Origin of the sequence: Yoonia vestfoldensis SKA53, assembly GCF_000152785.1 — a bacterium.
In the GTDB taxonomy this organism is placed as follows: Bacteria; Pseudomonadota; Alphaproteobacteria; order Rhodobacterales; family Rhodobacteraceae; genus Yoonia; species Yoonia vestfoldensis_A.
Genome location: NZ_CH672414.1, coordinates 2889980 through 2912715, shown reverse-complemented (window position 1 = coordinate 2912715; position 22736 = coordinate 2889980). Strand labels below are relative to the sequence as shown.

General features: G+C 60.3%; 24 protein-coding genes. 9 read left to right on the top strand and 15 right to left on the bottom strand.

What is annotated here, in order from left to right; all coding sequences use genetic code 11:
* The first annotated feature begins 59 nt into the window (after positions 1-59).
* Together SKA53_RS14210 and SKA53_RS14205 are read left to right on the top strand one after the other, a co-directional pair.
* Positions 60-977, top strand: a complete 918-nt coding sequence (locus tag SKA53_RS14210) for a sulfite exporter TauE/SafE family protein (protein WP_007206870.1) — start codon at positions 60-62, stop codon at positions 975-977.
* Entirely contained in the window at positions 974-1723 is a 750-nt protein-coding gene (locus SKA53_RS14205) for a TIGR02186 family protein (RefSeq protein ID WP_007206869.1), read from the top strand. The genes SKA53_RS14210 and SKA53_RS14205 overlap by 4 nt, the downstream gene beginning before the upstream one ends.
* Here the strand turns inward: SKA53_RS14205 and SKA53_RS14200 are convergent.
* The 4 genes from SKA53_RS14200 to SKA53_RS14185 all read right to left on the bottom strand — a co-directional run bounded on the left by SKA53_RS14200 (position 1720) and on the right by SKA53_RS14185 (position 6933).
* A complete protein-coding gene (locus tag SKA53_RS14200) occupies positions 1720-2430 on the bottom strand; it encodes an SDR family oxidoreductase (protein ID WP_007206868.1) in 711 nt (236 codons plus the stop codon). The two genes, SKA53_RS14205 and SKA53_RS14200, sit on opposite strands and share 4 nt — an antisense overlap.
* Entirely contained in the window at positions 2427-3953 is a 1527-nt protein-coding gene (locus SKA53_RS14195; protein ID WP_007206867.1) for an ATP-dependent DNA helicase, read from the bottom strand. The genes SKA53_RS14200 and SKA53_RS14195 overlap by 4 nt, the downstream gene beginning before the upstream one ends.
* 171 nt (positions 3954-4124) lie before the next feature.
* Positions 4125-5420 carry a crotonyl-CoA carboxylase/reductase gene (ccrA, locus tag SKA53_RS14190; RefSeq protein ID WP_040483012.1) on the bottom strand — a complete coding sequence of 432 codons (1296 nt, stop codon included), beginning with the start codon at positions 5418-5420 and terminating at the stop codon, positions 4125-4127.
* A gap of 115 nt (positions 5421-5535) precedes the next feature.
* Positions 5536-6933: a 1-acyl-sn-glycerol-3-phosphate acyltransferase gene (locus tag SKA53_RS14185; RefSeq protein ID WP_007206864.1), complete on the bottom strand. Its 1398-nt coding sequence runs from the start codon at positions 6931-6933 to the stop codon at positions 5536-5538.
* Positions 6934-7071: 138 nt separating this feature from the next.
* On the opposite strand from SKA53_RS14185, the gene SKA53_RS14180 reads away from it, so the two are divergent.
* The 3 genes from SKA53_RS14180 (at position 7072) to deoD (ending at position 10249) form a co-directional block, all read left to right on the top strand.
* Positions 7072-9039, top strand: coding sequence for a protein meaA (locus SKA53_RS14180; protein WP_007206863.1), 1968 nt, complete (start codon positions 7072-7074; stop codon positions 9037-9039).
* A 96-nt stretch (positions 9040-9135) separates the two neighbouring features.
* Complete coding sequence (locus SKA53_RS14175) at positions 9136-9462, top strand: H-NS family nucleoid-associated regulatory protein (RefSeq protein WP_040483011.1); 327 nt, start codon at positions 9136-9138, stop codon at positions 9460-9462.
* Between the two features lie 82 nt (positions 9463-9544).
* Positions 9545-10249, top strand: coding sequence for a purine-nucleoside phosphorylase (gene deoD, locus SKA53_RS14170; RefSeq protein WP_007206861.1), 705 nt, complete (start codon positions 9545-9547; stop codon positions 10247-10249).
* Here deoD and SKA53_RS14165 read toward each other — a convergent pair.
* Positions 10246-11091 (bottom strand): urea carboxylase-associated family protein, encoded by an 846-nt coding sequence (locus SKA53_RS14165; RefSeq protein ID WP_007206860.1) that lies wholly within the window; start codon positions 11089-11091, stop codon positions 10246-10248. The genes deoD and SKA53_RS14165 overlap by 4 nt on opposite strands.
* Positions 11092-11133: 42 nt before the next feature.
* Positions 11134-11913 (bottom strand): succinate dehydrogenase iron-sulfur subunit, encoded by a 780-nt coding sequence (locus SKA53_RS14160; protein WP_007206859.1) that lies wholly within the window; start codon positions 11911-11913, stop codon positions 11134-11136.
* Positions 11914-12114: 201 nt separating this feature from the next.
* Between SKA53_RS14160 and SKA53_RS14155 the strand changes: the two genes are divergently transcribed.
* Positions 12115-13161, top strand: a complete 1047-nt coding sequence (locus SKA53_RS14155; protein ID WP_007206858.1) for a glycosyltransferase family 4 protein — start codon at positions 12115-12117, stop codon at positions 13159-13161.
* A 53-nt stretch (positions 13162-13214) separates the two neighbouring features.
* Here the strand turns inward: SKA53_RS14155 and SKA53_RS14150 are convergent, their stop codons facing one another.
* The 8 genes from SKA53_RS14150 to SKA53_RS14115 all read right to left on the bottom strand — a co-directional run bounded on the left by SKA53_RS14150 (position 13215) and on the right by SKA53_RS14115 (position 18926).
* On the bottom strand, positions 13215-13490 hold the full coding sequence (locus tag SKA53_RS14150; protein ID WP_007206857.1) for a hypothetical protein: 276 nt from the start codon (positions 13488-13490) through the stop codon (positions 13215-13217).
* Positions 13490-15295, bottom strand: coding sequence for a succinate dehydrogenase flavoprotein subunit (gene sdhA, locus SKA53_RS14145; RefSeq protein ID WP_007206856.1), 1806 nt, complete (start codon positions 15293-15295; stop codon positions 13490-13492). The genes SKA53_RS14150 and sdhA overlap by 1 nt, the downstream gene beginning before the upstream one ends.
* 18 nt (positions 15296-15313) lie before the next feature.
* Positions 15314-15685, bottom strand: coding sequence for a succinate dehydrogenase, hydrophobic membrane anchor protein (gene sdhD / locus SKA53_RS14140; RefSeq protein ID WP_007206855.1), 372 nt, complete (start codon positions 15683-15685; stop codon positions 15314-15316).
* Positions 15686-15697: 12 nt separating this feature from the next.
* Complete coding sequence (gene sdhC, locus SKA53_RS14135) at positions 15698-16081, bottom strand: succinate dehydrogenase, cytochrome b556 subunit (protein WP_007206854.1); 384 nt, start codon at positions 16079-16081, stop codon at positions 15698-15700.
* A gap of 230 nt (positions 16082-16311) precedes the next feature.
* Positions 16312-17337 carry a MaoC family dehydratase gene (locus SKA53_RS14130; RefSeq protein ID WP_007206853.1) on the bottom strand — a complete coding sequence of 342 codons (1026 nt, stop codon included), beginning with the start codon at positions 17335-17337 and terminating at the stop codon, positions 16312-16314.
* Positions 17334-17537 carry a DUF1737 domain-containing protein gene (locus SKA53_RS14125; RefSeq protein WP_007206852.1) on the bottom strand — a complete coding sequence of 68 codons (204 nt, stop codon included), beginning with the start codon at positions 17535-17537 and terminating at the stop codon, positions 17334-17336. Before SKA53_RS14125 ends, SKA53_RS14130 begins: the two co-directional genes overlap by 4 nt.
* Before the next feature lie 4 nt (positions 17538-17541).
* Positions 17542-18087 carry an NnrU family protein gene (locus SKA53_RS14120; RefSeq protein WP_007206851.1) on the bottom strand — a complete coding sequence of 182 codons (546 nt, stop codon included), beginning with the start codon at positions 18085-18087 and terminating at the stop codon, positions 17542-17544.
* The gene (locus SKA53_RS14115; RefSeq protein WP_007206850.1) at positions 18084-18926 is read right to left on the bottom strand and encodes an HpcH/HpaI aldolase/citrate lyase family protein; all 843 of its coding nucleotides are present in this window, start codon (positions 18924-18926) and stop codon (positions 18084-18086) included. The genes SKA53_RS14120 and SKA53_RS14115 overlap by 4 nt, the downstream gene beginning before the upstream one ends.
* Before the next feature lie 169 nt (positions 18927-19095).
* On the opposite strand from SKA53_RS14115, the gene SKA53_RS14110 reads away from it, so the two are divergent.
* A complete protein-coding gene (locus SKA53_RS14110; protein ID WP_242601276.1) occupies positions 19096-19398 on the top strand; it encodes a hypothetical protein in 303 nt (100 codons plus the stop codon).
* On the opposite strand, the gene SKA53_RS14105 is transcribed toward SKA53_RS14110, so the two are convergent.
* A complete protein-coding gene (locus tag SKA53_RS14105) occupies positions 19399-20154 on the bottom strand; it encodes a sulfite exporter TauE/SafE family protein (protein ID WP_007206848.1) in 756 nt (251 codons plus the stop codon).
* A gap of 157 nt (positions 20155-20311) precedes the next feature.
* Between SKA53_RS14105 and mdh the strand changes: the two genes are divergently transcribed.
* Positions 20312-21274 carry a malate dehydrogenase gene (gene mdh, locus SKA53_RS14100; protein ID WP_007206847.1) on the top strand — a complete coding sequence of 321 codons (963 nt, stop codon included), beginning with the start codon at positions 20312-20314 and terminating at the stop codon, positions 21272-21274.
* A 247-nt stretch (positions 21275-21521) separates the two neighbouring features.
* Positions 21522-22715: an ADP-forming succinate--CoA ligase subunit beta gene (sucC, locus tag SKA53_RS14095; protein ID WP_007206845.1), complete on the top strand. Its 1194-nt coding sequence runs from the start codon at positions 21522-21524 to the stop codon at positions 22713-22715.
* The last annotated feature ends 21 nt before the right edge of the window (positions 22716-22736 follow it).

Here is a 22736-nt window from a genome sequence, read left to right as displayed (position 1 = left end):
TGACACAGCGCACCGAAACGTCTTTGGTGCGGCCAGAGGCACAAGCCCCGGAACAGCCCATGTACATCTATCTTCCTATCGCCGAAGTTTCGGTGAACGCGTTCCTGTTACTCGGGTTGGGCGGCATCGTGGGCGTGTTGTCAGGAATGTTCGGCGTCGGCGGCGGGTTTCTGATCACACCTTTGCTGTTTTTCATCGGCATCCCGCCTGCGGTGGCCGTGGCGACCAGCACCAACCAGATCGTTGCCTCGTCGATTTCGGGCGTGTTGGCGCATTTCAAACGCAAAACCGTCGATCCGGTCATGGGCGGGGTGTTGCTGGTCGGCGGGGTGATCGGGTCCGCGATCGGGATCGTGATCTTCAACTACCTGCGCGCGCTGGGTCAGGTCGATCTGCTGGTGCAGCTGTGCTATGTCGTCTTTCTGGGGGCCATCGGCATGCTGATGTTCGTCGAAAGCCTGCGCGCGATCAGACGGTCACGCGGGCCAAGTGCCGTGCCGCAGCGGCGCAAGCATAACTGGGTCCATAACCTGCCCTTCAAGATGAAATTCCGGGTGTCGGGGCTGTATATCTCGGTCATCCCGCCAATCATGGTGGGGATGCTGGTGGGGATATTGGCCGCCGTCATGGGGGTGGGCGGCGGATTTATCATGGTGCCGGCGATGATCTATATCCTTGGCATGCCAACCAAGGTGGTGATCGGCACGTCGCTGTTGCAGATCATCTTTGTCGCGGGCTTTACGACGATGCTGCATGCGACCACCAACCAGACGGTCGATGTGTTGCTGGCGCTTTTGTTGCTGATCGGCGGCGTGATCGGCGCGCAGGTCGGCACCCGGATCGGGGTCAAGATGAAGGCGGAACAATTGCGCATCCTGCTGGCCATCATGGTGCTGATCGTCTGCGGCAAGATCGCGCTCGACCTGCTGATCATGCCATCCGAACTTTATTCGCTCGGCGCAGGGGGACATTCATGATCCGCCTGTTTGCCATTCTGATGCTGCTGGCCCTGCCCGCGCGGGCCGAGCAAATCGTGCTGGGCCTGAGCCAGGACGAAGTCGCCATCACCGTCACCTTTGAAGGGTCCGAAATCATCGTCTTCGGCGCGGTCAGCCGCACGGCCCCCCCGCCACAAGACAGCGCGCTTGGCGTCATCATCACCATCGCAGGCCCAAGCGAGCCTGTCACCGTGCGGCGCAAGGCGCAGCAGATGGGCATCTGGGTCAACACCGACGCGGTTTTCGTCAATTCCGCGCCTTCGTTCTATGCGGTCGCCACCAGCGCCCCGATCACTGACATCCTGCGCGAAGTCGAAGACCTGCGCCACCGCATCACCATCCCCCGCGCGATCCGGTCGGCAGGGGCCGTGGTCGCCGACAGCGTTGCCTTTACCGAGGCGCTGATCCGCATCAAAACCGATCAGGACCTGTACCAGATGCGCCAAGGCGCTGTGACGCTGGATCAGGACACATTGTTCCGCAGCGCGATTTCGATGCCTGCCAACCTGACCGAAGGCAATTATGACGTGCGCATCTACCTGACCCGCAATGGCACGGTGATCGACACTTACATGACCACGATTCCGGTCAACAAGGTCGGGCTGGAACGCTGGCTTTACAACCTCGCGCATGAACAGGCGTTCATCTATGGCCTGCTGTCCCTGGCCATTGCGATCGGCGCGGGCTGGCTCGCCTCTGCGGTCTTTACCTTGCTGCGGCGTTAACCCCGCCCGATATGCGGCATCTTGGAGGCCATCACCATCATGGTCTGCACATTCGCCTCTGGCGGCAATGACGCCATGTGGAACACCGCACGCGCCACATCCTCCACCGCCATCGTTGGCAGGGGGGGCAGGCCGTCGGCGGCGCGCTTGACCTCCAGCCCTTGCACCAGCTCGGTGCGCGCATTGCCGATGTCGATCTGCCCGCAGGCGATGTCGAACGCGCGGCCATCCAGCGTCAGCGTCTTGGTCAGGCCCGAAACACCGTGTTTGGTGGTCGTGTAACAGATCGACCCTTCACGCGGGGTATGCGCGGAAATCGACCCGTTATTGATGATCCGCCCACCCCGTGGCGTCTGATGGCGCATCTGGCGGAACGCCGCGCGCGCGCACAGAAACATACCCGTCAGGTTCACATCCAGCACCGCGCGCCAATCCTCCAGCGCGATTTCGTCAATCGTGGTCTGGGGGCCGAACATGCCCGCATTGTTGAACAGCACATCCAGATGGCCAAACGCGGCAAAGGCCGCATCGACCCCTGCCTCATCAGTCACATCGCAAGGCAAAGGCACCGCATTGGGATGCGCCATTTCGGCCAAAACCTCGGGCCTGCGCGCGATCAGGCCGACACGCCAGCCTTGATCCAGAAAATGCAACGCCGTCGCCCGCCCGATCCCGGCACTGGCCCCTGTGATGATGATGGTTTTCATAATTCCTCCGCTTTCAACTCCAGGGTCGAGACCGGCACATCCAGATCATCCACCCCCAGTGCCAATTCCGGCCTTGCCAGCCGGTTGCGCACGACCCAACGCAATTGCGTTTCCGCCCGCGTGATTGCGACATAGGCAAGGCGTTTCCACAAAGGCTGGCCCGCCTCCATCCGGCCCATGCGGCTGGCCACCTCGATATCGGGGGCAAAGACCTGCACCGTGTCCCATTGCGACCCCTGCGCCTTGTGGATGGTGACAGCCGCGCCATGCAGAAAGGTCGCCCCCATCTTGGCTGCAAAGGGGATGAACGGCTCTGCATCGCCCTCAAGCTCGATCTTGACGATGCTGGCGGCGGAAATCCGCGGGTCTTCGGCACCGATCACATGCAGCCGCGAAAAACCGGGCTTCTTGCCCGCACCCAGATAGATCACCTGCGCGCCTTTGATCAACCCGCGCGCCTCGAGATCCAGCCGTTTCTTGCGGTGTTTCAGCGGCAATTCGATCCCGTCGCAGATCAGCGGCTCGCCCGGCAACAGCGCATCGGGCGGCGCGTTGAACGCCGCGCGGAACGCATGGATCAGCTTGATCCGCGTCGCATTGCGCCAGACCAGACAGGGGGAGCGGGCCATCAGATCGGCCTCGACCCGTTGGGCCATGACGACACGGTCGTCGCGGGCGGCGGCCTCGGCCACCATGCGCTCGAACGTGTAGAAATCCAGCATCGGATCGGCCAAGGCATGGGCCAGATCAAGGATCGGGTTATCGGCATCCTGCCGGTGAATCCGGCTTAACGTCAGAACCCGGTCCTTGGGCAGAGTTTCAAACACCATGCCCCCGCTGGATTGCACGGGCGGCAATTGTGCAGGATCACCGAACAACAGCAGGGTCGGAAAAATCTCCTTGAGATCGGCAAACTGCTTGGCATCCAGCATAGAGCTTTCGTCGACAAACCCGATATCCAGCGGCTCCTCGCGGCGTTTCCAGCCGGTGATGAAATCGCTGCCGCGCAGGCCCGCCGCCGCCAGGGCCGCAGGCACCGAGGTATTGATCTGATAAGACGCCCATGCGCGGTCCAGCGCCACATCGGTCAGACTGTCGATATCGGGCCGCTCGCCTTGGCCCGCCAGCCATTCGGCGATCTTTTCATATTCGGGGTCATAGACGGGGGTATACAGAATACGGTGGATCGTCGTGGCCGGCACGCCGCGGTTGCGCAACACGCTCGCGGCCTTGTTGGTCGGCGCCAGAATCGCCAGCGTGCGGCGGTCCTTGCGCTTGCGGCCTTCCCAATCGCCGGAAATCACATCAACGCCCGCCTCGGCCAAGGCCTTGTACAAGGCCGCAAGCAGCATGGTCTTGCCCGACCCCGCCTTGCCGATCACGGCCAGCACGGATGATGTGTCGCTTTGCGGCGGTTGCAGCAGGCTGTCGTCCAGATCAACGCCCGCCTGGCGCAGCGCGGATGCAACATTATCCCAGGCGTCGGCCTGGTCGTCGGAAAAGGTGATCACGGGGGCATTCATGGCGCGACATTATCCGCGCGCGCCCCGCGTCACCACCGCCATCTGATCCACGGCACAGAAAAACTTCAGCGCAAAGACCCTGCCATCGCTTTGTTTCAAATACTCCCGCGCGGAGCGCATCATGCCCTTTGCGCGCCACCACCCGGTGGCGATGGCGCGCAAAGGGTGATCTCAGCGCCCCTCCCGTGACGCTTCGATCGTGTCGGCAAAGGTCCGCAGACCCATCACCGGGGCCTGCACCAGCACGGCCATATTGCCGGGCTTGTGTTCGTTGCGGCGCATCTTGGTATGGGCCAGCGGAATCTCGTCCCAGCCGAAACATTCCGACATGCACGGGTCCAGACGGCGTTCGACCATCAGGTTGTTGGCCGCACTCGCCTGCTTGAGATGGGCGAAATGGCTGCCCTGCAACCGTTTCTGGTGCATCCACATATAGCGGACGTCAAAAGTACAGTTAAACCCCGTGGTGCCTGCACAGATCACGACCATGCCGCCTTTCTTGCAGACCAGCGACGACACGGGGAACGTGGCCTCGCCCGGATGTTCGAACACCATATCGACATTCTTACCCTTGCCGGTGATGTCCCAGATTGCCTTGCCGAACCGGCGCGCCTCTTTCAGCCAGATATCGTATGCGGCGGTATTGACCGTAGGCAACTGGCCCCAACAGGAAAAATCGTTGCGGTTGATGACACCTTTGGCACCCAGCGACATCACGAAATCCCGCTTGCTTTCGTCGCTGATCACACCGATCGCATTGGCCCCTGCGGTATTGATCAGCTGGATCGCATAAGACCCAAGGCCACCCGACGCCCCCCAGACCAGCACGTTCTGCCCGGGTTTCAGGTCATGCGGTTCATGGCCAAACAGCATGCGGTAAGCGGTGGCCAGCGTCAGCGTGTAACAGGCGCTTTCTTCCCACGTCAGGTGCTGCGGACGCGCCATCAATTGCTGCGATTGCACGCGGGTGAATTGCGCGAATGACCCGTCGGCGGTTTCATAGCCCCAGATCCGCTGGCTGGGCGAATACATCGGATCACCGCCATTGCAATCTTCGTCGTCGCCGTCGTCCTGATTGCAATGCACCACGACTTCGTCACCGACTTTCCAGCGCTTGACCTTGTCGCCCACCGCCCAGACGATGCCTGCCGCATCGGACCCAAGGATCGCGTAAGGGGCCTTATGCACATCAAAGGTCGAAACAGGCTGGCCCAGACAGGCCCAGACGCCGTTGTAATTCACCCCCGCCGCCATCACCAGAATGATCACTTCGTTGCTGTCAGGCTTGGGGCAATCGACGACCTCTAATTGCAGGGCGGTTTCAGGTTCACCATGCCGTTCGCGGCGCAGCACCCAGGCATGCATCTGCGCGGGCAGATGGCCCAAGGGGGGCATTTCGCCCATGGCATACAGGTCTTTGCGTTCGGCGGCATAGGCCGCTTCGCCGGTGGTCAGATCAAGGGCCATGTCACTCTCCATCGCGATCATTCCGTTGCGCCGCAGTGCAGAATCACGCGGCGCTGAAGAATTGATACGAATCGTCGCGCAAGATTGCAACACTACAGCGCATCGTTTTGTAATTTTATGTCTGCTGCGGCGCAGAAATAGGCGCAGTATCGACCGTGATGTCAAAATGATGTGCAATGGAATTGGCGTAATAGGTCAGAATTGGCCCGCCAAGCTTGGTCACGCGCCAATGATCGCCGTCCCGCGCGATCAGGTGGCGCGAATGCAAGCGGTCCAATGCCTCGGTGACAACATCTTCGGTCGCGCGGCGCGGGCGCGGGACTTGCCTTTGGGCCAACATCGCCAGCGACCCGACGACATCGTGCATCAACTGCTCGGTGGTGACCGGCGCGTCGGCCAGCAAATGGCGCGCGACAAGCGGGACACCAGGCACCGGCGTCACATCCGCGATCCGCTGCATCAGGGTTTGCGCCAGGGCCTGCGTTACATCCCCCTGCGCGGTCACCGTAAAAGACGACAGCTCCAACGGTTCACCAAAGCTGACCGAGGCGGTGCCGAAACCCTGAAACCGGCCCGTGATCCGCTGCCAGACATGATGCGCCACACGCCGCAGGACATGCACCAAAGGCGGGCGGAAACGGCGCGTGCCGGCCTTATGCGCCGCGATCAGGATCGTGTCTTCCAGTACGCGGTCATAATTGAGTGCGACGGGGATAAAGATCACCTCGCGCCTTGCGGGGTCGAAATCTTCGATAATGTAATTCAACAATCCGGTGCGCGGCGCAGCCAGCATGCCATCCAGCGACAGGCCGCCTTCGGGGAATACCGCCTGGGTCACGCCCGCGCGCGTGGCCATCTGCACATAGCGCGCCAGCACCTTGCGATACAGCGCGCCGCGCGAATTGCGCCGGATAAAATAGGCCCCCATCGACCGGATCACCGGCGACAGCGGCCAGACCCGCGCCCATTCGCCGACCGCATAGGACAAGGCACCGGCATTGGCCGCCAGATAGGTGACCAACATGTAATCCATGTTGCTGCGATGGTTGATGACGAAAACCACCGCCGCCTCTGGGTCGATCTCGGCCATGCGCTTGCGGTCGAGGCGGCCCAGCTGAATCCGGTAGAGCGATTTCGATAACCAGCGCGCCAGCCTGATCCCGATGCTGAAATAGGCGGTCGCGGAAAACGACGGCACGATCTCGCGCGCATAGCTGCGGGCTTTTTCAAAGGCGACGTTTTCGGGGACATTATTGGCGCGGGCATGGTCCACGACGGCCTGCGTCACCTCTGGGTCATAGATCAAACGCTGGATCATGTCATAGCGATGCGCCAGCTTGAACGGCTCGATCGGGCGTTGCAGATTCTTGTTGACCCGCGCGATCACCCGTTCGGCGCGTTTGCGGAAAAACCAGCGCACCGAAGGAAACAGGAAATGCGACGCAAAAGTGACACCTGCGAACAAGATGATCAGAACAAAGGCCCATACCGGCATGGAGATGGTTTGCGTCATCCTCAGAAAATGACAGGCTTCCCCGCCAAGGTAAATCCCGCCATGCCGCAACGCAGCGAATTGACAGCGCCACAAAATGTCCGATAAATGGCCCAAAGCGCAATTAAATTACGCAACTTGATTCAGGAGAGACGCCCGATGTCGCAGATGCAAAAAGACCGCCCCTGGCTGTTCCGCACCTATGCGGGCCATTCGACCGCTGCGGCGTCGAACGCGCTCTATCGTGGTAATCTGGCCAAGGGGCAGACGGGCCTCTCGGTCGCCTTTGATCTGCCCACCCAGACCGGCTATGACAGCGACCACATTCTGGCCAAGGGCGAGGTGGGCAAGGTCGGCGTGCCAGTGGCGCATCTGGGCGATATGCGGATGCTGTTTGCCGATATCCCGCTGGACCAGATGAACACATCAATGACAATCAACGCGACAGCCCCGTGGCTGCTGGCGCTGTACATCGCCGTGGCCGAGGAACAGGGCGCCGATATCAGCGCGCTGCAAGGCACCGTGCAGAACGACATCATCAAGGAATATCTGTCGCGCGGCACCTATATCTGCCCGCCCGAACCCAGCCTGCGGATGATCACCGATATCGCAGCCTATACCCGCGAACATCTGCCGAAATGGAACCCGATGAATGTCTGTTCCTATCATCTGCAAGAGGCGGGGGCGACGCCCGAGGAAGAACTGGCTTTTGCACTGGCAACCGCGACCGCCGTGCTGGACGATCTGCGCGGCAAGGTGGCTGCGGAACATTTCCCCGAAATGGTCGGGCGCATTTCATTTTTCGTGAATGCCGGAATCCGGTTTGTGACCGAATTGTGCAAGATGCGCGCCTTTGTCGAATTATGGGATGAAATCTGCGCCACGCGTTACGGGGTCGAGGATGCCAAATACCGCCGTTTCCGCTATGGTGTGCAAGTAAACTCCCTAGGGTTGACTGAACAACAGCCTGAAAACAACGTCTATCGGATTTTGCTGGAAACGCTTGCGGTGACCCTGTCGAAAAACGCCCGCGCCCGCGCCGTGCAATTGCCCGCCTGGAACGAAGCCCTGGGCCTGCCGCGCCCTTGGGACCAGCAATGGTCTTTGCGGATGCAGCAAATTCTGGCCTATGAAACCGACCTGCTGGAATTCGACGATCTGTTCGATGGCAATCCGGCCATCGATCGCAAGGTCAGCGCATTAAAAGACGGCGCGCGTGCCGAATTGGCGCAGATCGACGGCATGGGCGGGGCGGTCAAGGCCATCGGCTATATGAAATCGCGTCTGGTCGAAAGCAATGCTGCGCGAATCACCGGGATTGAAACCGGCAGCACCACAGTCGTTGGGGTGAACAAATGGCAGGCCGGCGAGCCTTCGCCGCTGACAGCGGGTGACGACGCGGTGATGGTCGCCGACCCCAAGGCCGAAGCCGACCAGTTGCACCGACTGGCCGCGTGGAAGACCGCCCGCGATCCGCAGCAGGTGCGCGCAGCCCTGACCGCCCTGCGCGCCGCGGCCAGCAGCGACACCAATATCATGATCCCGTCGATCGCCTGTGCGCGCGCAGGCGTCACCACCGGCGAATGGTCCGACGTGATCCGCGCCGTTTTCGGCCAATACCGCGCGCCCACAGGGGTCAGCACCAACCCGTCCAACCGAACCGAAGGGCTGGACGATCTGCGCGAACAGGTCAATCAGGTCAGTACGGCGCTGGGGCGACGGTTAAAATTCATGATGGGAAAACCGGGACTTGACGGACATTCAAACGGGGCTGAACAGATCGCCGCGCGCGCGCGCGATTGCGGGATGGACATCGCCTATGAAGGTATCCGCCTGACGCCAGATGAAATCATCGCCTCGGCCCGCGCCAACGGGGCCGATGTCATCGGTCTGTCGATCCTGTCAGGGTCGCATGTGCCGCTGGTCCGCGACGTCATGACGAAATTATACGCCGCAGGGCTGGGAAATATACCTGTGGTTGCAGGCGGCATCATCCCCGACGAAGATGCAATTGCATTGCGCGCAATGGGAGTCGCAAAAGTCTATACGCCAAAAGATTTCCAACTGAACAAGATTATGGCAGACATCATCGCATTGGCAGACCCCCGCGCTACCGCAGCGGAATGATCATATCCTTTTGAATATACAAAAGTTGTTTTTATTTTCTTTCGATAGTAATCCTGATATGCAATGCCGATCAGACACCCAAATGGATTTGCATCGATGAACAAAGACCTTTCCTCCATGACGCGCAGCGAACTCGAAACGTTGAAGCGGCAAGTCGAAAAGGCCATGGTTGACGTGGCAGAAAAAGACAGGAAAGCCGCGCTCGCCGCCGCCGAAAAGGCCGCCGCGGACCATGGCTTTTCGCTGGCAGAAATCACCGGCATGGCCCCGCGCAAAGGCAAGACCGGGCCAAAATCTTCGGCGCCTGCGAAATACCGCAACCCCACCGATATCAGCCAGACCTGGACCGGCAAAGGCCGCCAGCCTGCTTGGTTCAAGGACGCATTGTCCAACGGCACCTCGCCCGAAGCGATGGAAATCTGACCAATAAACGCGGGAAAGGGTTTTGCCCTCTCCCGCTCGCCTGCGCGGCAGGCTAGCTTTCCTATCATGACAGGAGAGATAGATGACAATACATATCGGTGCAGCAAAAGACGACATCGCCCCGACCGTGCTGATGCCGGGCGACCCTTACCGCGCGAAATGGGCTGCTGAAACCTTTCTCGACGATGCGCGCTGCATCAACCAGGTGCGCGGCATGCTGGGATTTACCGGCACATGGCACGGTCATCCGGTCACGATCCAGGGGTCGGGGATGGGCATGCCCTCGCTGTCGATCTACGCAAATGAACTGATCCGCGATTACGATGCGCAAACCCTGATACGGATCGGGTCGTGTGGCGGCATGCAGGACCATGTCGGCATCCGCGACGTGATCCTCGCCATGACGGCGACGACGCTGTCAACACCCTCGCGCGGGATATTCAAGGATCTGAATTTCGCACCCTGCGCCGATTTCGGGCTGCTGGCGGCGGCACATCACGCGGCACTGGCCAAAGGCACGACCACCCATGTCGGCGGCATCTATTCATCTGATGTCTTCTATGACGAACGGGCCGACCTGAACGATCAGATGATGCGCCACGGCATCCTCGCCGTCGAAATGGAAGCCGCCGAGCTTTATATCCTCGCCGCGCGGTACAAACGGCGCGCGCTGGCGGTTCTGACGGTCAGCGACCACCTGATCACGCACGAAGCCCTGCCCGCCGAAGACCGTGAACGCAGCTTTGGCGACATGGTGGAAATCGCCTTGCAAGCAGCCTTTGCCTAGCGGCCGTGCGATCTGTCATAGGCGTTGACCGCAGGCGGCACCCATCCGTCCAGATCACCCGCCTGTGGCACCCGCCGTTCCATGACCAAAGGATAGCAGGCCGCGGTATCGGATGAATGTTCGGCACTGCAATCGCCGCCCGGACAGGCGCTCAGCACCGCCAGCAGGTCAATTTCCGCAAACAGATCAATATAATCTCCCGGGCGCACCGGGCTGGCCTTCATGAAATACTGGCCGGTGTCACGGGTGAAACCGGTACACATAAAGACATTCAGCACGTCATGCACATGGCGTTCCGCCTGCGCCAAGGGCAATTGCGCCGCATCGGCCAAGGCGCGGGTCAGGTTGGAATGACAGCATTGGTGGTAATCCACCCCCGCCAGCAATCGCCCCGTATAAGGATCGCAGCGCGTGCCGATCACATCATGCACCGACCCGCCAAACTGGTCGATCCCGTACCAGCCAAGCGTATCGGCCACGATGGTCGCCATCGGGCGCAGATAGGGAAACGACGACCACAGCCTGTCGCCGGTTGTGACATGGGTGCCATGCAACGCGCGGGTCTTGCCAGAGTAGAACCGCTCATCGAGGTTATCCGCAGCAAAAAGGTTCAGATCACCGACCTGCGGCCCATCCAGCGCAGAAATCCGCAACACAGACCCCGCAGGCACGCGGATCGCAGCCGCATCGCGCGGGGCAACCACAACACGCTCCACCCCTTGGGCCGCCGCCGCAGCCGCCTGCAAAACGGTCATATCAGGGCGTGGCAAGCTATCGGTGGGATAGCAGATCACCGGTGTGACGGCGCGCCGCGCATCGGCATCATCGGGAATATTCATCATCGTTCGAGCCTAAATATCCCCGCGCGGCGCGCATAAAAGTTTTTAGACCACCCGCTCCACCATCATGCCCTTGATGCTGGCGATGGCCTTGGCCGGGTTCAACCCCTTGGGGCAGGTCTTGGCGCAGTTCATGATCGTGTGACAACGATAGAGCTTGAACGGATCTTCCAATTCATCCAGCCGCTCGCCCGTGGCCTCGTCACGGCTGTCCACGATCCAGCGATAGGCGTGCAACAGCGCGGCTGGCCCCAGATAGCGATCACCGTTCCACCAGTACGACGGGCAGGATGTCGAACAGCAGGCGCACATGACGCATTCGTAAAGACCATCCAGCTTTTTGCGGTCATCGACCGATTGTTTCCATTCCTTGGCAGGGGTGTTCGACTTTGTTTCCAGCCAGGGCATGATGCTGGCATGCTGGGCATAAAAATGCGTCAGATCAGGAATCAAATCCTTGATCACGGGCATATGCGGGAGGGGGTAAATCTTGATATCGCCCTTGATCTCATCCATGCCATAGATACAGGCCAGCGTGTTGATCCCGTCGATGTTCATCGCACAAGACCCGCAGATGCCTTCACGGCAGGACCGGCGGAATGTCAGGGTCGGGTCGATTTCATTCTTGATCTTGATCAGCGCGTCCAAAACCATCGGCCCGCAACTGTCCATATCAACGAAATAAGTATCCAGCTGCGGATTCTTGCCGTCTTCGGGGTTCCAGCGATAGACCTGCACCTTGCGCAGATTGGTCGCGCCCGCGGGCTTTGGCCAGGTCTTGCCTGTCGTCATCCGGGAGTTTTTTGGAAGTGTCAGTTGTACCATTTTTCAGACCTTTATCCGCGTCTTCATCGTCGTTTGCTGGTGTTACCCAAGACATATAACCTTTCCAGCAGGATCGAAAGTACTGTATTCAAAGCATTGTATCAGACACAAACGTCGCGCGTTGCGGCAGCGCGGTGTGATAGGGACAAAAGCTGGCCAACCATGTGTGTTTATTAGGAATTTGTTAATATTATCAGCATCTTGAACATACCCTATGCGCATGGGAACCCGTATCATCGGCTGCTTTATGGACCGGCGGGGCCTTATGCCCCTTTGCCGGGCGCCAAGGATCTGGGCCAGCTTGCACAATATGCCGCAGGGCAGGTCAGCCCCGTTGTGCATCTGCATTGGGATGACCGGATGTTCGGGCGCGATGACGATCCGGATGCGAACCGGATTAACGCACAAACACTGGTTGATCGGTTGCAGGCGTTCAAGAACGCAGGCGGCAAAATTCTTTGGACGATCCACAACAAACGCGCCCATTTTGAACGTGATGCGGAAAGTTTCGCCTGGGGGCGCGGCCAGCTTTGCGCGCTGGCTGATCTGGTGCATGTCCATGCCCCACATGCCGCGCGGCATATGATCGAGGATTGGGGCGTGGCCCCCGAAAAGATCAGACTCATTCCGCATCCCAGCTATCTGGATGCCTATGAACCGGCCGCGGTCACCTTGGGCCGCCCCCTGCCATCATCGCCCAACCGCCGGTTTTTGTTCTTTGGCACGATGCGCGGCAACAAGGGGGTCGCGCTGCTGCCCGACACCATCGCGCGGCTGGCGCGCCATCGGACAAATTTCGACCTCTTGATCGCGGGCAAGACCATGCCCCGCGCGATGCGGCGGATGCAGCCGGTGCTTGATCTGCCGCAGGTCAGCGTCAGGGACGGGTTCATCCCCGATGCTGATGTGCCCGACATCTTTGGCACAGCGCAGGTATTTCTTGCGCCTTTCGGTGATTTCTTCACATCGGGCAGCGTCATGCTGGCGCAAACCTTCGGCCTGCCGGTGATCGGCCCCGACCGCGCAGAAATGCGCGCCATCACCCCACCAGAAAACCATGATCTGCTGTACGAAGGCCACCGCCCGAAGCCATTGGTGCAGATGATGAAGCGGCTGATCGACATGCCGGATGAAGAATTGCAGCAAAGACGCCTGCTGTGCCTTGATTTCGCACAATCGACCCGTAGTGAGCTGATCGCGGCGTCGCTCACCACCGCCATTCGCAGTCTGGGACCCGTAACAGCATGACGACAGCGCGCATCGACCACGCCATGGGCTTTTTCACCGCTGACGCGCGATGATCACCGCAACCGAACCGGCCGGACCGGCATTTCACCCGTCAGCCGGAACACGCATTCATCATATAACTGCACCGGATCACGCCCGCGGATTGCGTCGGATGTGATGCTGATACTGCCGCTGGCAAACGGGCCGCTGTTGCTGTTGGCACCTAAGGTCACACCGACTTCGGGGCCTTGGGCGGCACGGGCGCGGTCTTCGCAGCGATCGGCGGCGCTTTCCGGTGATACCGGTCCGCAGGCCGCCAGCCCCAGCACAAGACCCGCCGCCCAGCGCATTAGAAAGTGCGCACTTTCGGCTTGATCCGGTCTTCGGCGATGCCGCCTTCGGCCTCGGATGTCAGCGGCTTGGTGATGACAGGGCGATACGACAGCGTGGTTTTCGCGCCATCGACATGCGCAAGCGTGTGAACACGCCATTTTGCGTCATCGCGGTCGGGGTAATCCTCGTGCGCATGCGCACCACGGCTTTCCTTGCGCGCCTCGGCGCCCACGATGGTTGCCAATGCGTTGGGCATCAGGTTGTCCAGTTCCAGCGTTTCCATCAGGTCGCTGTTCCAGACCAACGACCTGTCAGTGACCTTGAGATCGTCCATCTTGCCCGCAATCGCGGTCATCTTGGCAACACCTTCGGCCAGCGTCTTGTCGGTGCGGAACACGGCTGCATCTTCCTGCATGGCGCGCTGCATTTCCAGACGCAGCTCGGCCGTACCGACATTGCCCTTGGCATGGCGCAACTGGTCGAAGCGGCCAAAGCTGGCATCGACAGACGCCTTGTTCAGGGTCGGGTTGGCCGCCTTGCGGTCGACGACATGACCAGCCCGGATCGCGGCGGCACGGCCAAAGACCACAAGGTCGATCAGGCTGTTCGACCCCAACCGGTTCGCCCCATGCACAGAGGCACAGCCCGCCTCGCCCACGGCCATCAGGCCGGGCACGATCGCGGTGGGATCATCCTTGGTCGGGTTCAGCACCTCGCCATGATAATTCGTCGGAATACCGCCCATGTTGTAATGCACGGTGGGCAGCACGGGGATCGGTTCCTTGGTCACATCGACGCCGGCAAAAATCTTGGCGCTTTCGGAAATACCGGGCAGACGTTCGGCCAAAGCCTCTTTGGGCAGGTGGTTCAGGTTCAGGTGGATATGGTCGCCATTCGCGCCCACACCGCGCCCTTCGCGGATTTCCATCGTCATGCAGCGGCTGACGTAATCGCGCGGGGCAAGGTCTTTGTAATTAGGGGCATAGCGTTCCATGAAACGCTCGCCCTCGGAATTGGTCAGATAGCCGCCTTCGCCGCGCGCGCCTTCGGTGATCAGGCAACCCGCGCCGTAAATGCCGGTCGGGTGGAATTGCACGAATTCCATATCCTGCAACGCCAGCCCCTGCCGCGCGACCATGCCGCCACCGTCACCGGTGCAGGTATGCGCCGATGTGGCGCTGAAATAGGCGCGGCCATAGCCGCCCGTCGCCAACACAACCATCTTGGCATTGAACACATGCATGGTGCCATCGTCGAGCTTCCATGCGATCACGCCCTGACAGACGCCGTCATCGGACATGATCAGGTCAAGCGCGAAATATTCGATATAGAACTCGGCCTTCTGTTTCAGCGACTGACCATAGAGCGTGTGCAGGATCGCGTGGCCGGTGCGGTCGGCAGCGGCACAGGTGCGCTGCACGGCGGGGCCTTCACCGAACTGGGTCGTGTGGCCACCAAAGGGCCGCTGATAGATCTTGCCCTCTTCGGTGCGCGAAAACGGCACGCCGTAATGTTCCAGCTCGTACACCGCCTTGGGCGCTTCACGGGCGAGATATTCCATCGCATCAGTGTCGCCCAGATAATCCGACCCTTTGACAGTGTCGAACATGTGCCATTGCCAGCTGTCAGGGCCCATATTGCCAAGGCTGGCAGCGATGCCGCCTTGGGCTGCAACGGTGTGCGACCGTGTCGGGAACACCTTGGTGATGCAGGCGGTGCGCAGGCCCTGTTCGGCCAGCCCCAAAGTGGCGCGCAGACCCGCGCCCCCGGCCCCTACGACGATGGCGTCATAGGTATGTGTCTCGTAATCATAAGCGGCCATGTGGTCGTGCTCCGAAAATTACAATGCGATGCGGATGATCGCGAAAACCGCAAACCCCGCCGCGGCATAAGAAAGGCAGATCATGAAAATGATCGCCGCCTTGCGTGCGAAACCATGAACATAATCCTCGATCACGGTTTGGACACCCAGACGAAAATGGAAAAAGCCCACCAGCATCGTCAGAATGGCCACCACCGCCGGAAACGGGCGCTGATAATAAGCGATGACCTCGGCGTAAGGCGCGCCAAGGATCGTGCCGAAGGTAAACACGAACAACGGAATCAGCACCAAAAGTGCGACCGACGTTACCATCATCTGCCAATGGTGATGCGTGCCAGACTTGGCCGACCCCATGCCCACCGCGCGTTTGCGATCTGTCAAAAATGCCATCTCTGTCGATCCTTACAAAATAATGACGGTGATGATCGTCAGCACGACCGACAGGGCGACCATCGCCTGACCTGCCCGTTCCGAACTGGCCACGTCCAGCATCCGGCCAGAATCCCAGACCAGATGCCGCAAACCGCCCAGGCTGTGGTACCACAACGCCCAGATCGACCCCAGCATCACCAATTTGCCAAACCAGCTGGTCAGCACACCGTCGGCCAGCGCAAAAGCCGCAGGTCCGGTTGCGGCGGCAACGAACCACCACACGATCAGCAAACCCGCGACAAGCAGGGCATTGCCGGTGATCCGCACCAGAATAGAGGTGATCGAGGTCCATTGCGGACGGTAGATCGTCAGATGCGGTGAAAGCGGGCGATTGCCCCGGTTCACATCGGCCATGGTCGTTCCCTTCAGTGGCGCGCACTGTCCGGCACGACAGCGCATTGGCTTCCTACTTGCACCATTCCAGTGCCAGAGTCACGCGCAGCACAAGGGCTTTTTGTGGGCCATTTGCCGCGATCCGACACTTTTTTCGATTTGTGATCACGAATTTTTCGCGTGTGATCACACCTTTACTATCTTCAAAGCCCAAATATCCCCGCCGGAGGCTTGGCATTGTGCAAGCAATGTCAAACCGGCATGAGCGCCCAGTAATCCAGGTCCAGCAGCACATGCGCGTCATATTTCCCATCGGCGCCACGCAATACGCCCGCCGCCCCTGTGGTCGCCACCAGCCGCAGCCGGATCGCACCCACGCCGGGGGCCGCCGTTTCGGCCACATCCAGCACTTCGGACCAGGCACGCAGCGTATCGCCCGCAAAACAAGGGTTTGCATGCGCGCCACCGTTCAGCGCCACGATGATCTGCGCATTGGCCAGCCCGTTGAACGACAAGGCCCGCGCCAGCGACATCACATGCCCGCCATAGATCAGCCTTTTGCCATCGGCACGGTTGGTGGCGTCAAAATGCACCTTGGCGGTGTTCTGCCACAGGCGGGTGGCCAGCATATGCTCGGCCTCCTCAATCGTGACCGCGTCAACATGGTCGATCACCTCGCCCACGGTATAATCACCCAAGCGGTGCGGCTCTCCGGCCAATGTGAAATCGTAGCGGGTGAAATCCAGCCCTGCGGGGATCACCAGATCGGATGCGGCGACAACCGGCGCGAGTTGCGGCACGACGGCCCGTGGCGCGGGCCCGGACCCGCGCTTGCGCACCATGACCCAGCGCACATAACTCAACACATCCGCGCCATGCTGGTTGCGCCCTGTGGTGCGGACCCAGACCACGCCCGACGTGCCGTTCGAGTTTTCCTTGATCCCGATCACTTCGGATGTCGCGGTGACCGTATCACCGGGCCAAAGCGGGGCGATCCAGCGGCCCTCGGCATAGCCCAGATTGGCGACAGCATTCAGCGACACATCCGGCACGGTCTTGCCGAACACGGTGTGGAACGTCACCAGATCATCCAGCGGGCTGGACGCCAGACCGCAGGATTGCGCGAACAGATCGGATGAATGCAGCGCATGGCGCGCGGGATAAAGCGCGTGATAAAGCGCGCGCTCCCCGCCCGAAATCGTGCGCGGCACCGCATGGGTGATTACGTCACCAAGGGCGTAATCCTCAAAAAATCGGCCCGCGTTTGTCTTGGTCATTGCTGGCCCAGTTTCATTTCGGGCGAGTAAGGCGTGTCGATCTCTTTGGTGACGGCCTGTCCGCAGCGCATCACGCCATTGGCCTGATCGAATGCATAGGTCGGGCTGCCATAAAGCTCCCAACCTTTGGACAGGGCCTCGGACACTTTGTGGCAAAACGCGGATGTGTCGTCTTCGGTCAGCAAGCGGTAGATTTTCATGGGATCATCCAAAAGGGTTATAGCCAAGCCATACATGGATCGCCGCGGCGATCGCATAAACGGCCACTGCCGCTATGATGGCGGTGATTTCCTTTTTCACCGGCACCACGGGTGGCGGTGTCCAGTCGCGATTGGCGCGGTTGATCACGATCACCTCGCCCACGGCCCAAGCCAGCAAGCCGCCAAACAGCACGAAAGACGGCACATCGCCGTTCACCAGAATATGCGCCAGCGCCCAGACCTTGACGGCCGTCAGCTGTGGATGCCGGATCGTCCGCGTGATCCGCGTTTTCGCTCCGCTCGCCGCATAAAGATAAAAGGCGAACAGCATCAGCAGGTTATTGATGCCCGTCATGGCGGCTGTCCGGCCCCAATAGACCGCACCATCGGCCATCTTATAACCGATCACCATCAGCACGATGCCCAGCACCGCGCTCAAAGCAACGATCATCCTGCCCTTGTCGCCCATGCCCGCGCGACTGGCAGGGGCAAGCCGTTTCCACAAATGGGCGCCCGCCCATAGGGCCAGGCCCAGAATCAATAATGTCATGCGCTCTCCAATGCGGCGATGGCCTCTGCTTTTGCCAAAGTCGCCTTTGCGGTGACGATATGCAAGTTCTCGACGATCTTGCCATCGACGACGGCGACACCCTGCCCCTGCGCCTCGGCCGCGGCAAAGGCCGCGATCTGGCGATGCGCCAGCGCGATGTCATCCATCGTCGGGCCAAAGGCGGCATTGGCGATGGCGATCTGCGCGGGATGGATCAGCGTCTTGCCGTCAAAACCCAGATCGCGCCCTTCGGCACATTCCGCGCGCAGCCCGTCATCATCTTGAAAGGCGTTGTAAACACCGTCCAGCGCCACGATCCCCGCCGCCTTGGCCGCCAGCAGGCACATCTGCAAGGCCATCATCAAGGCAGGCCGTCCGCGCGACCCCATATCCTTGGCCAGATCATTGGTGCCCATCACGAAGCCCGCCATGCGCGGATGCGCGGCGATGTGGGCCGCGTTCAGCACAGATTGCGGCGTTTCCATCATCGCCCAGATCGGCAGGTCGGGGACAAGCGCCGCCAACGCATCGACATCATCAGGGCTATTCACCTTGGGCAACAGGATCGCGTCACAATCCATCGCGGCGACGGCAGCAGCATCGGCACGGCCCCATTGGGTATCCAACCCGTTGATCCGCACGATCCGCTGGCGCGGGCCATAGCCGCCACCCGCCAATGCGGCGAACAACGTGTCGCGCGCGGCGATCTTGGCATCGGGGGCGACGGCGTCTTCCAGATCGAACAGGATCACATCGACGGGCAATCCGCGAGCCTTGTCCAAGGCGCGATCCTTTGATCCCGGAATATACAGCGCGGACCGTGTGGGACGGGTGTGCATCGAATCCTCCTCGCAACATTATTGCGCGAACATGGCCAGAGTCGTGCCAATGATTCAACCCCGTTCTTGCCGCGACGCAGCAATGGCTGGTGACGGGATGTTAACCTGTTTGCCCTATCCCCAGTAACAGACCTGCAAGGACAGGTCATCCGGCAGAAGGCGGACTATCGTGCGGTATTGGTATTACTTGTTTTTTGGTTGCATTGCGGCGTTTTTAGGAGCGGCGCAGGCGCAGGCTTTGGCCTGCGCCGACACTGCCGTCGTCGCGCAGCGGCTGGCGCAGGTTTACGGTGAACGGCGGCAGTTCGTGGCAACCGGCCCCGACGGTGCTGTGACCGCTGTGTATGCCGCCTCCGACACAGGCAGCTGGACGATCACGATCACCCAGCCGGGTGGGCAGGCTTGTCTTGTCGCCTCTGGTGCGGCCTTTGACTGGCAGGATGTTCTTTCACGGCTTGGGCACAACGCCTGATCAGGCCAGCGCGACCCAGATCAACCGCAGGCCCGTGGCCACCAACAGCACATAGGTCAACGCAAAGAACGCGCGTTCCGGCACCAACTTGTGCGCCCTGACCCCGATCCACGCACCGATCAGCGCGAATGGTGCCAGCACGGCGCTGGCCTTCAACGTCTCGAGCGTGAAAATTCCCAAATAGGCGTAAGGGACGACTTTCATCCAGTTGATCGCCCAGAATGACAGCACGGTCGTCGCCTGAAACGCGGTCTTGCCCAGCCCTTGCGACAACAAAAAGATCGCCGTGGGCGGGCCGCCTGCATGGCTGATGAAACTGGTGAAACCGCCGACCAGCCCCGCCGCCCACGCAAAGTTCCGCGAAAACGGCATTTGGCGCACCATCAGCCATCCAAGCGCACGGGCAAGCTGAAACGCGGCGAAAGCCAGACAAATCGCCCCGATCAGCAGGCGGAATACATCCGCATCGACCAGCGCATAAAGCATTGCACCAATGATACAGCCCGGCACCGCCCCCTGCATGATCCCCTTGGCGGACGGCCAGTGCCATTGCCCCCAATAGGGGCGCAACGTCGCCGCATCGACCAGCATGAACAAGGGCAGGATGATCCCCAGCGCCAGCCCGGGCGGGACCACCAGCGCCAGAATCGCCCCCGCGACAAAGGCCGCCCCAGAGCCGAAACCACCCTTGGCGATGCCACCAAAGATGATCGCGGGGATACCGACCGCAAAGAAAACCCAATCGAATGCGATCACGCGTCTGCCCCAAATGCCTGTTGTTTGGCCTGATTAGCGGCTTTGCCGGACGATGGCCATGACCCCGACCGTGATGCCGCGTTGCAGCACACTTGCCAGAGCGGCTGCAAAGGCTTACCCAATGCGCCAAATCCAAACCACCAAAGGATCCATTTCCATGGCCAGACCCAAGATCGCCCTTATCGGCGCCGGACAGATCGGCGGCACGCTCGCACACCTCGCGGCAGTCAAAGAACTCGGCGATGTCGTGCTGTTCGACATTTCCGAAGGTATCCCGCAAGGCAAGGCGCTTGATATCGCCGAATCCGGCCCCGCCGCGAAATTCGACGGCAGCTTCAAGGGCACCAACGATTACGCCGATATCGCAGGCGCTGACGTGTGCATCGTGACCGCCGGTGTGCCGCGCAAGCCCGGCATGTCGCGTGACGATCTGTTGGGGATCAACCTCAAGGTCATGAAATCCGTGGGCGAAGGCATTGCCGCGCACGCGCCGAATGCGTTCGTGATCTGCATCACCAACCCGCTGGATGCGATGGTCTGGGCGCTGCGCGAATTTTCCGGCCTGCCACATCACATGGTCTGCGGCATGGCAGGCGTGCTGGATTCGGCGCGCTTTCGCCATTTCCTGGCTGAAGAATTCAACGTGTCGATGCGCGATGTGACCGCCTTTGTTCTGGGCGGACATGGCGACACGATGGTGCCGCTGACACGCTATTCCACCGTCGCAGGCATCCCGCTGCCAGATCTGGTCGAAATGGGCTGGACCTCGCAGGACAAACTGGACGCGATCGTGCAGCGCACCCGTGACGGCGGTGCCGAAATCGTCGGCCTGCTGAAAACCGGATCGGCGTTTTATGCGCCAGCAACCTCCGCGATCGAAATGGCCGAGGCTTTCCTGAAAGACCAAAAACGCGTGCTGCCCTGTGCCGCGCATGTGGATGGCGCTTATGGCCTGAACGGGTTCTATGTCGGCGTGCCGACCGTGATTGGTGCCGGCGGCATCGAACGCGTGGTCGAGATCAAGATGAACAAGGACGAGCAGGCGATGTTCGACAAATCCGTCGACGCTGTCAAAGGTCTGGTCGAGGCTTGCAAGGGTATCGACGGCACGCTGGCCTAAGCCATGCGGGTCTGATGACAGGGGCCGCCATTGGCGGCCCTTTTTTGTTGCGCTGGCGAAAGGGTGCGAATCTTTCCAAATCGCGTAAAATCATCGAGAACCGTGGGGGTCTGTATTTTGTGATCACACTTTTCAATCAAGTGATCACAAATGTCGGATTATCCGTGCCCCACTCGCTTTTCAGTTAGAAAAGAACGATTTGTTGTGATTTAGGCTGTACCAACTGAAGTCAAATTGGACATGCCTTATGAATATCCACGAATATCAGGCCAAAGCCCTACTGCGCAGCTACGGCGCGCCGGTTTCCGACGGTCGCCCTGTCACCCGCGCAGAAGATGCAAAAACCGCTGCTGGCGAATTGGACGGCCCATTGTGGGTCGTCAAGGCACAGATCCACGCCGGCGGCCGTGGCAAAGGGAAATTCAAAGAGGCTGACGCCGGTGACAAAGGCGGCGTGCGCCTGTGCCGGTCCGTCGAAGAAGCCGCCGAAGAGGCGAAAAAGATGCTGGGCCGCACGCTGGTGACGCACCAGACCGGCCCCGCAGGCAAGCAGGTCAACCGCATCTATATCGAGGATGGTTCGGGCATCGAAACAGAGATGTATCTGGCCCTGCTGGTGGATCGCCAGACCAGCCGGATCAGTTTCGTCGTCTCGACCGAAGGCGGCATGGACATCGAGGAAGTCGCCGCAGCGACACCCGAAAAGATCCTGTCGTTCAGCGTTGATCCCGCCACGGGCTATCAGGCGTTTCACGGTCGCCGTGTGGCGTTCACGCTGGGGCTGACCGGCAACCAGATCAAGCAATGCGTCACTTTGATGGGCCAGCTTTACAAAGCCTTCACCGAAAAAGACATGGAGATGCTGGAAATCAACCCGCTGATCGTGACCGACAAGGGCGATCTGAAGGTGCTGGATGCCAAGGTGTCGTTCGACGGCAACGCGATGTACCGCCACGGCGATATCGCGTCATTGCGTGACGAGACAGAAGAAGACCCCAAAGAACTCGCCGCCTCGAAATACGACCTGAACTATATCGCGCTGGATGGCGAAATCGGCTGCATGGTCAACGGTGCCGGTCTGGCCATGGCGACGATGGATATCATCAAGCTTTATGGGGCCGAACCTGCCAACTTCCTCGACGTGGGCGGTGGTGCGACCAAGGAAAAAGTGACCGAAGCGTTCAAGATCATCACCTCTGACCCCAATGTCAAAGGCATCTTGGTCAACATCTTTGGGGGCATCATGCGCTGCGATGTCATCGCCGAAGGTGTCATCGCCGCGGTGAAAGAAGTCGGGCTGAAAGTGCCGCTGGTCGTCCGGCTTGAGGGCACCAACGTCGAGAAGGGCAAGGAAATCATCCGTAATTCCGGCCTTGACGTGATCGCCGCCGACGACCTGAAAGACGGCGCGCAGAAAATCGTGAAAGCCGTCAAAGGTTAACCCGTAGGGTGGGTCAAGACC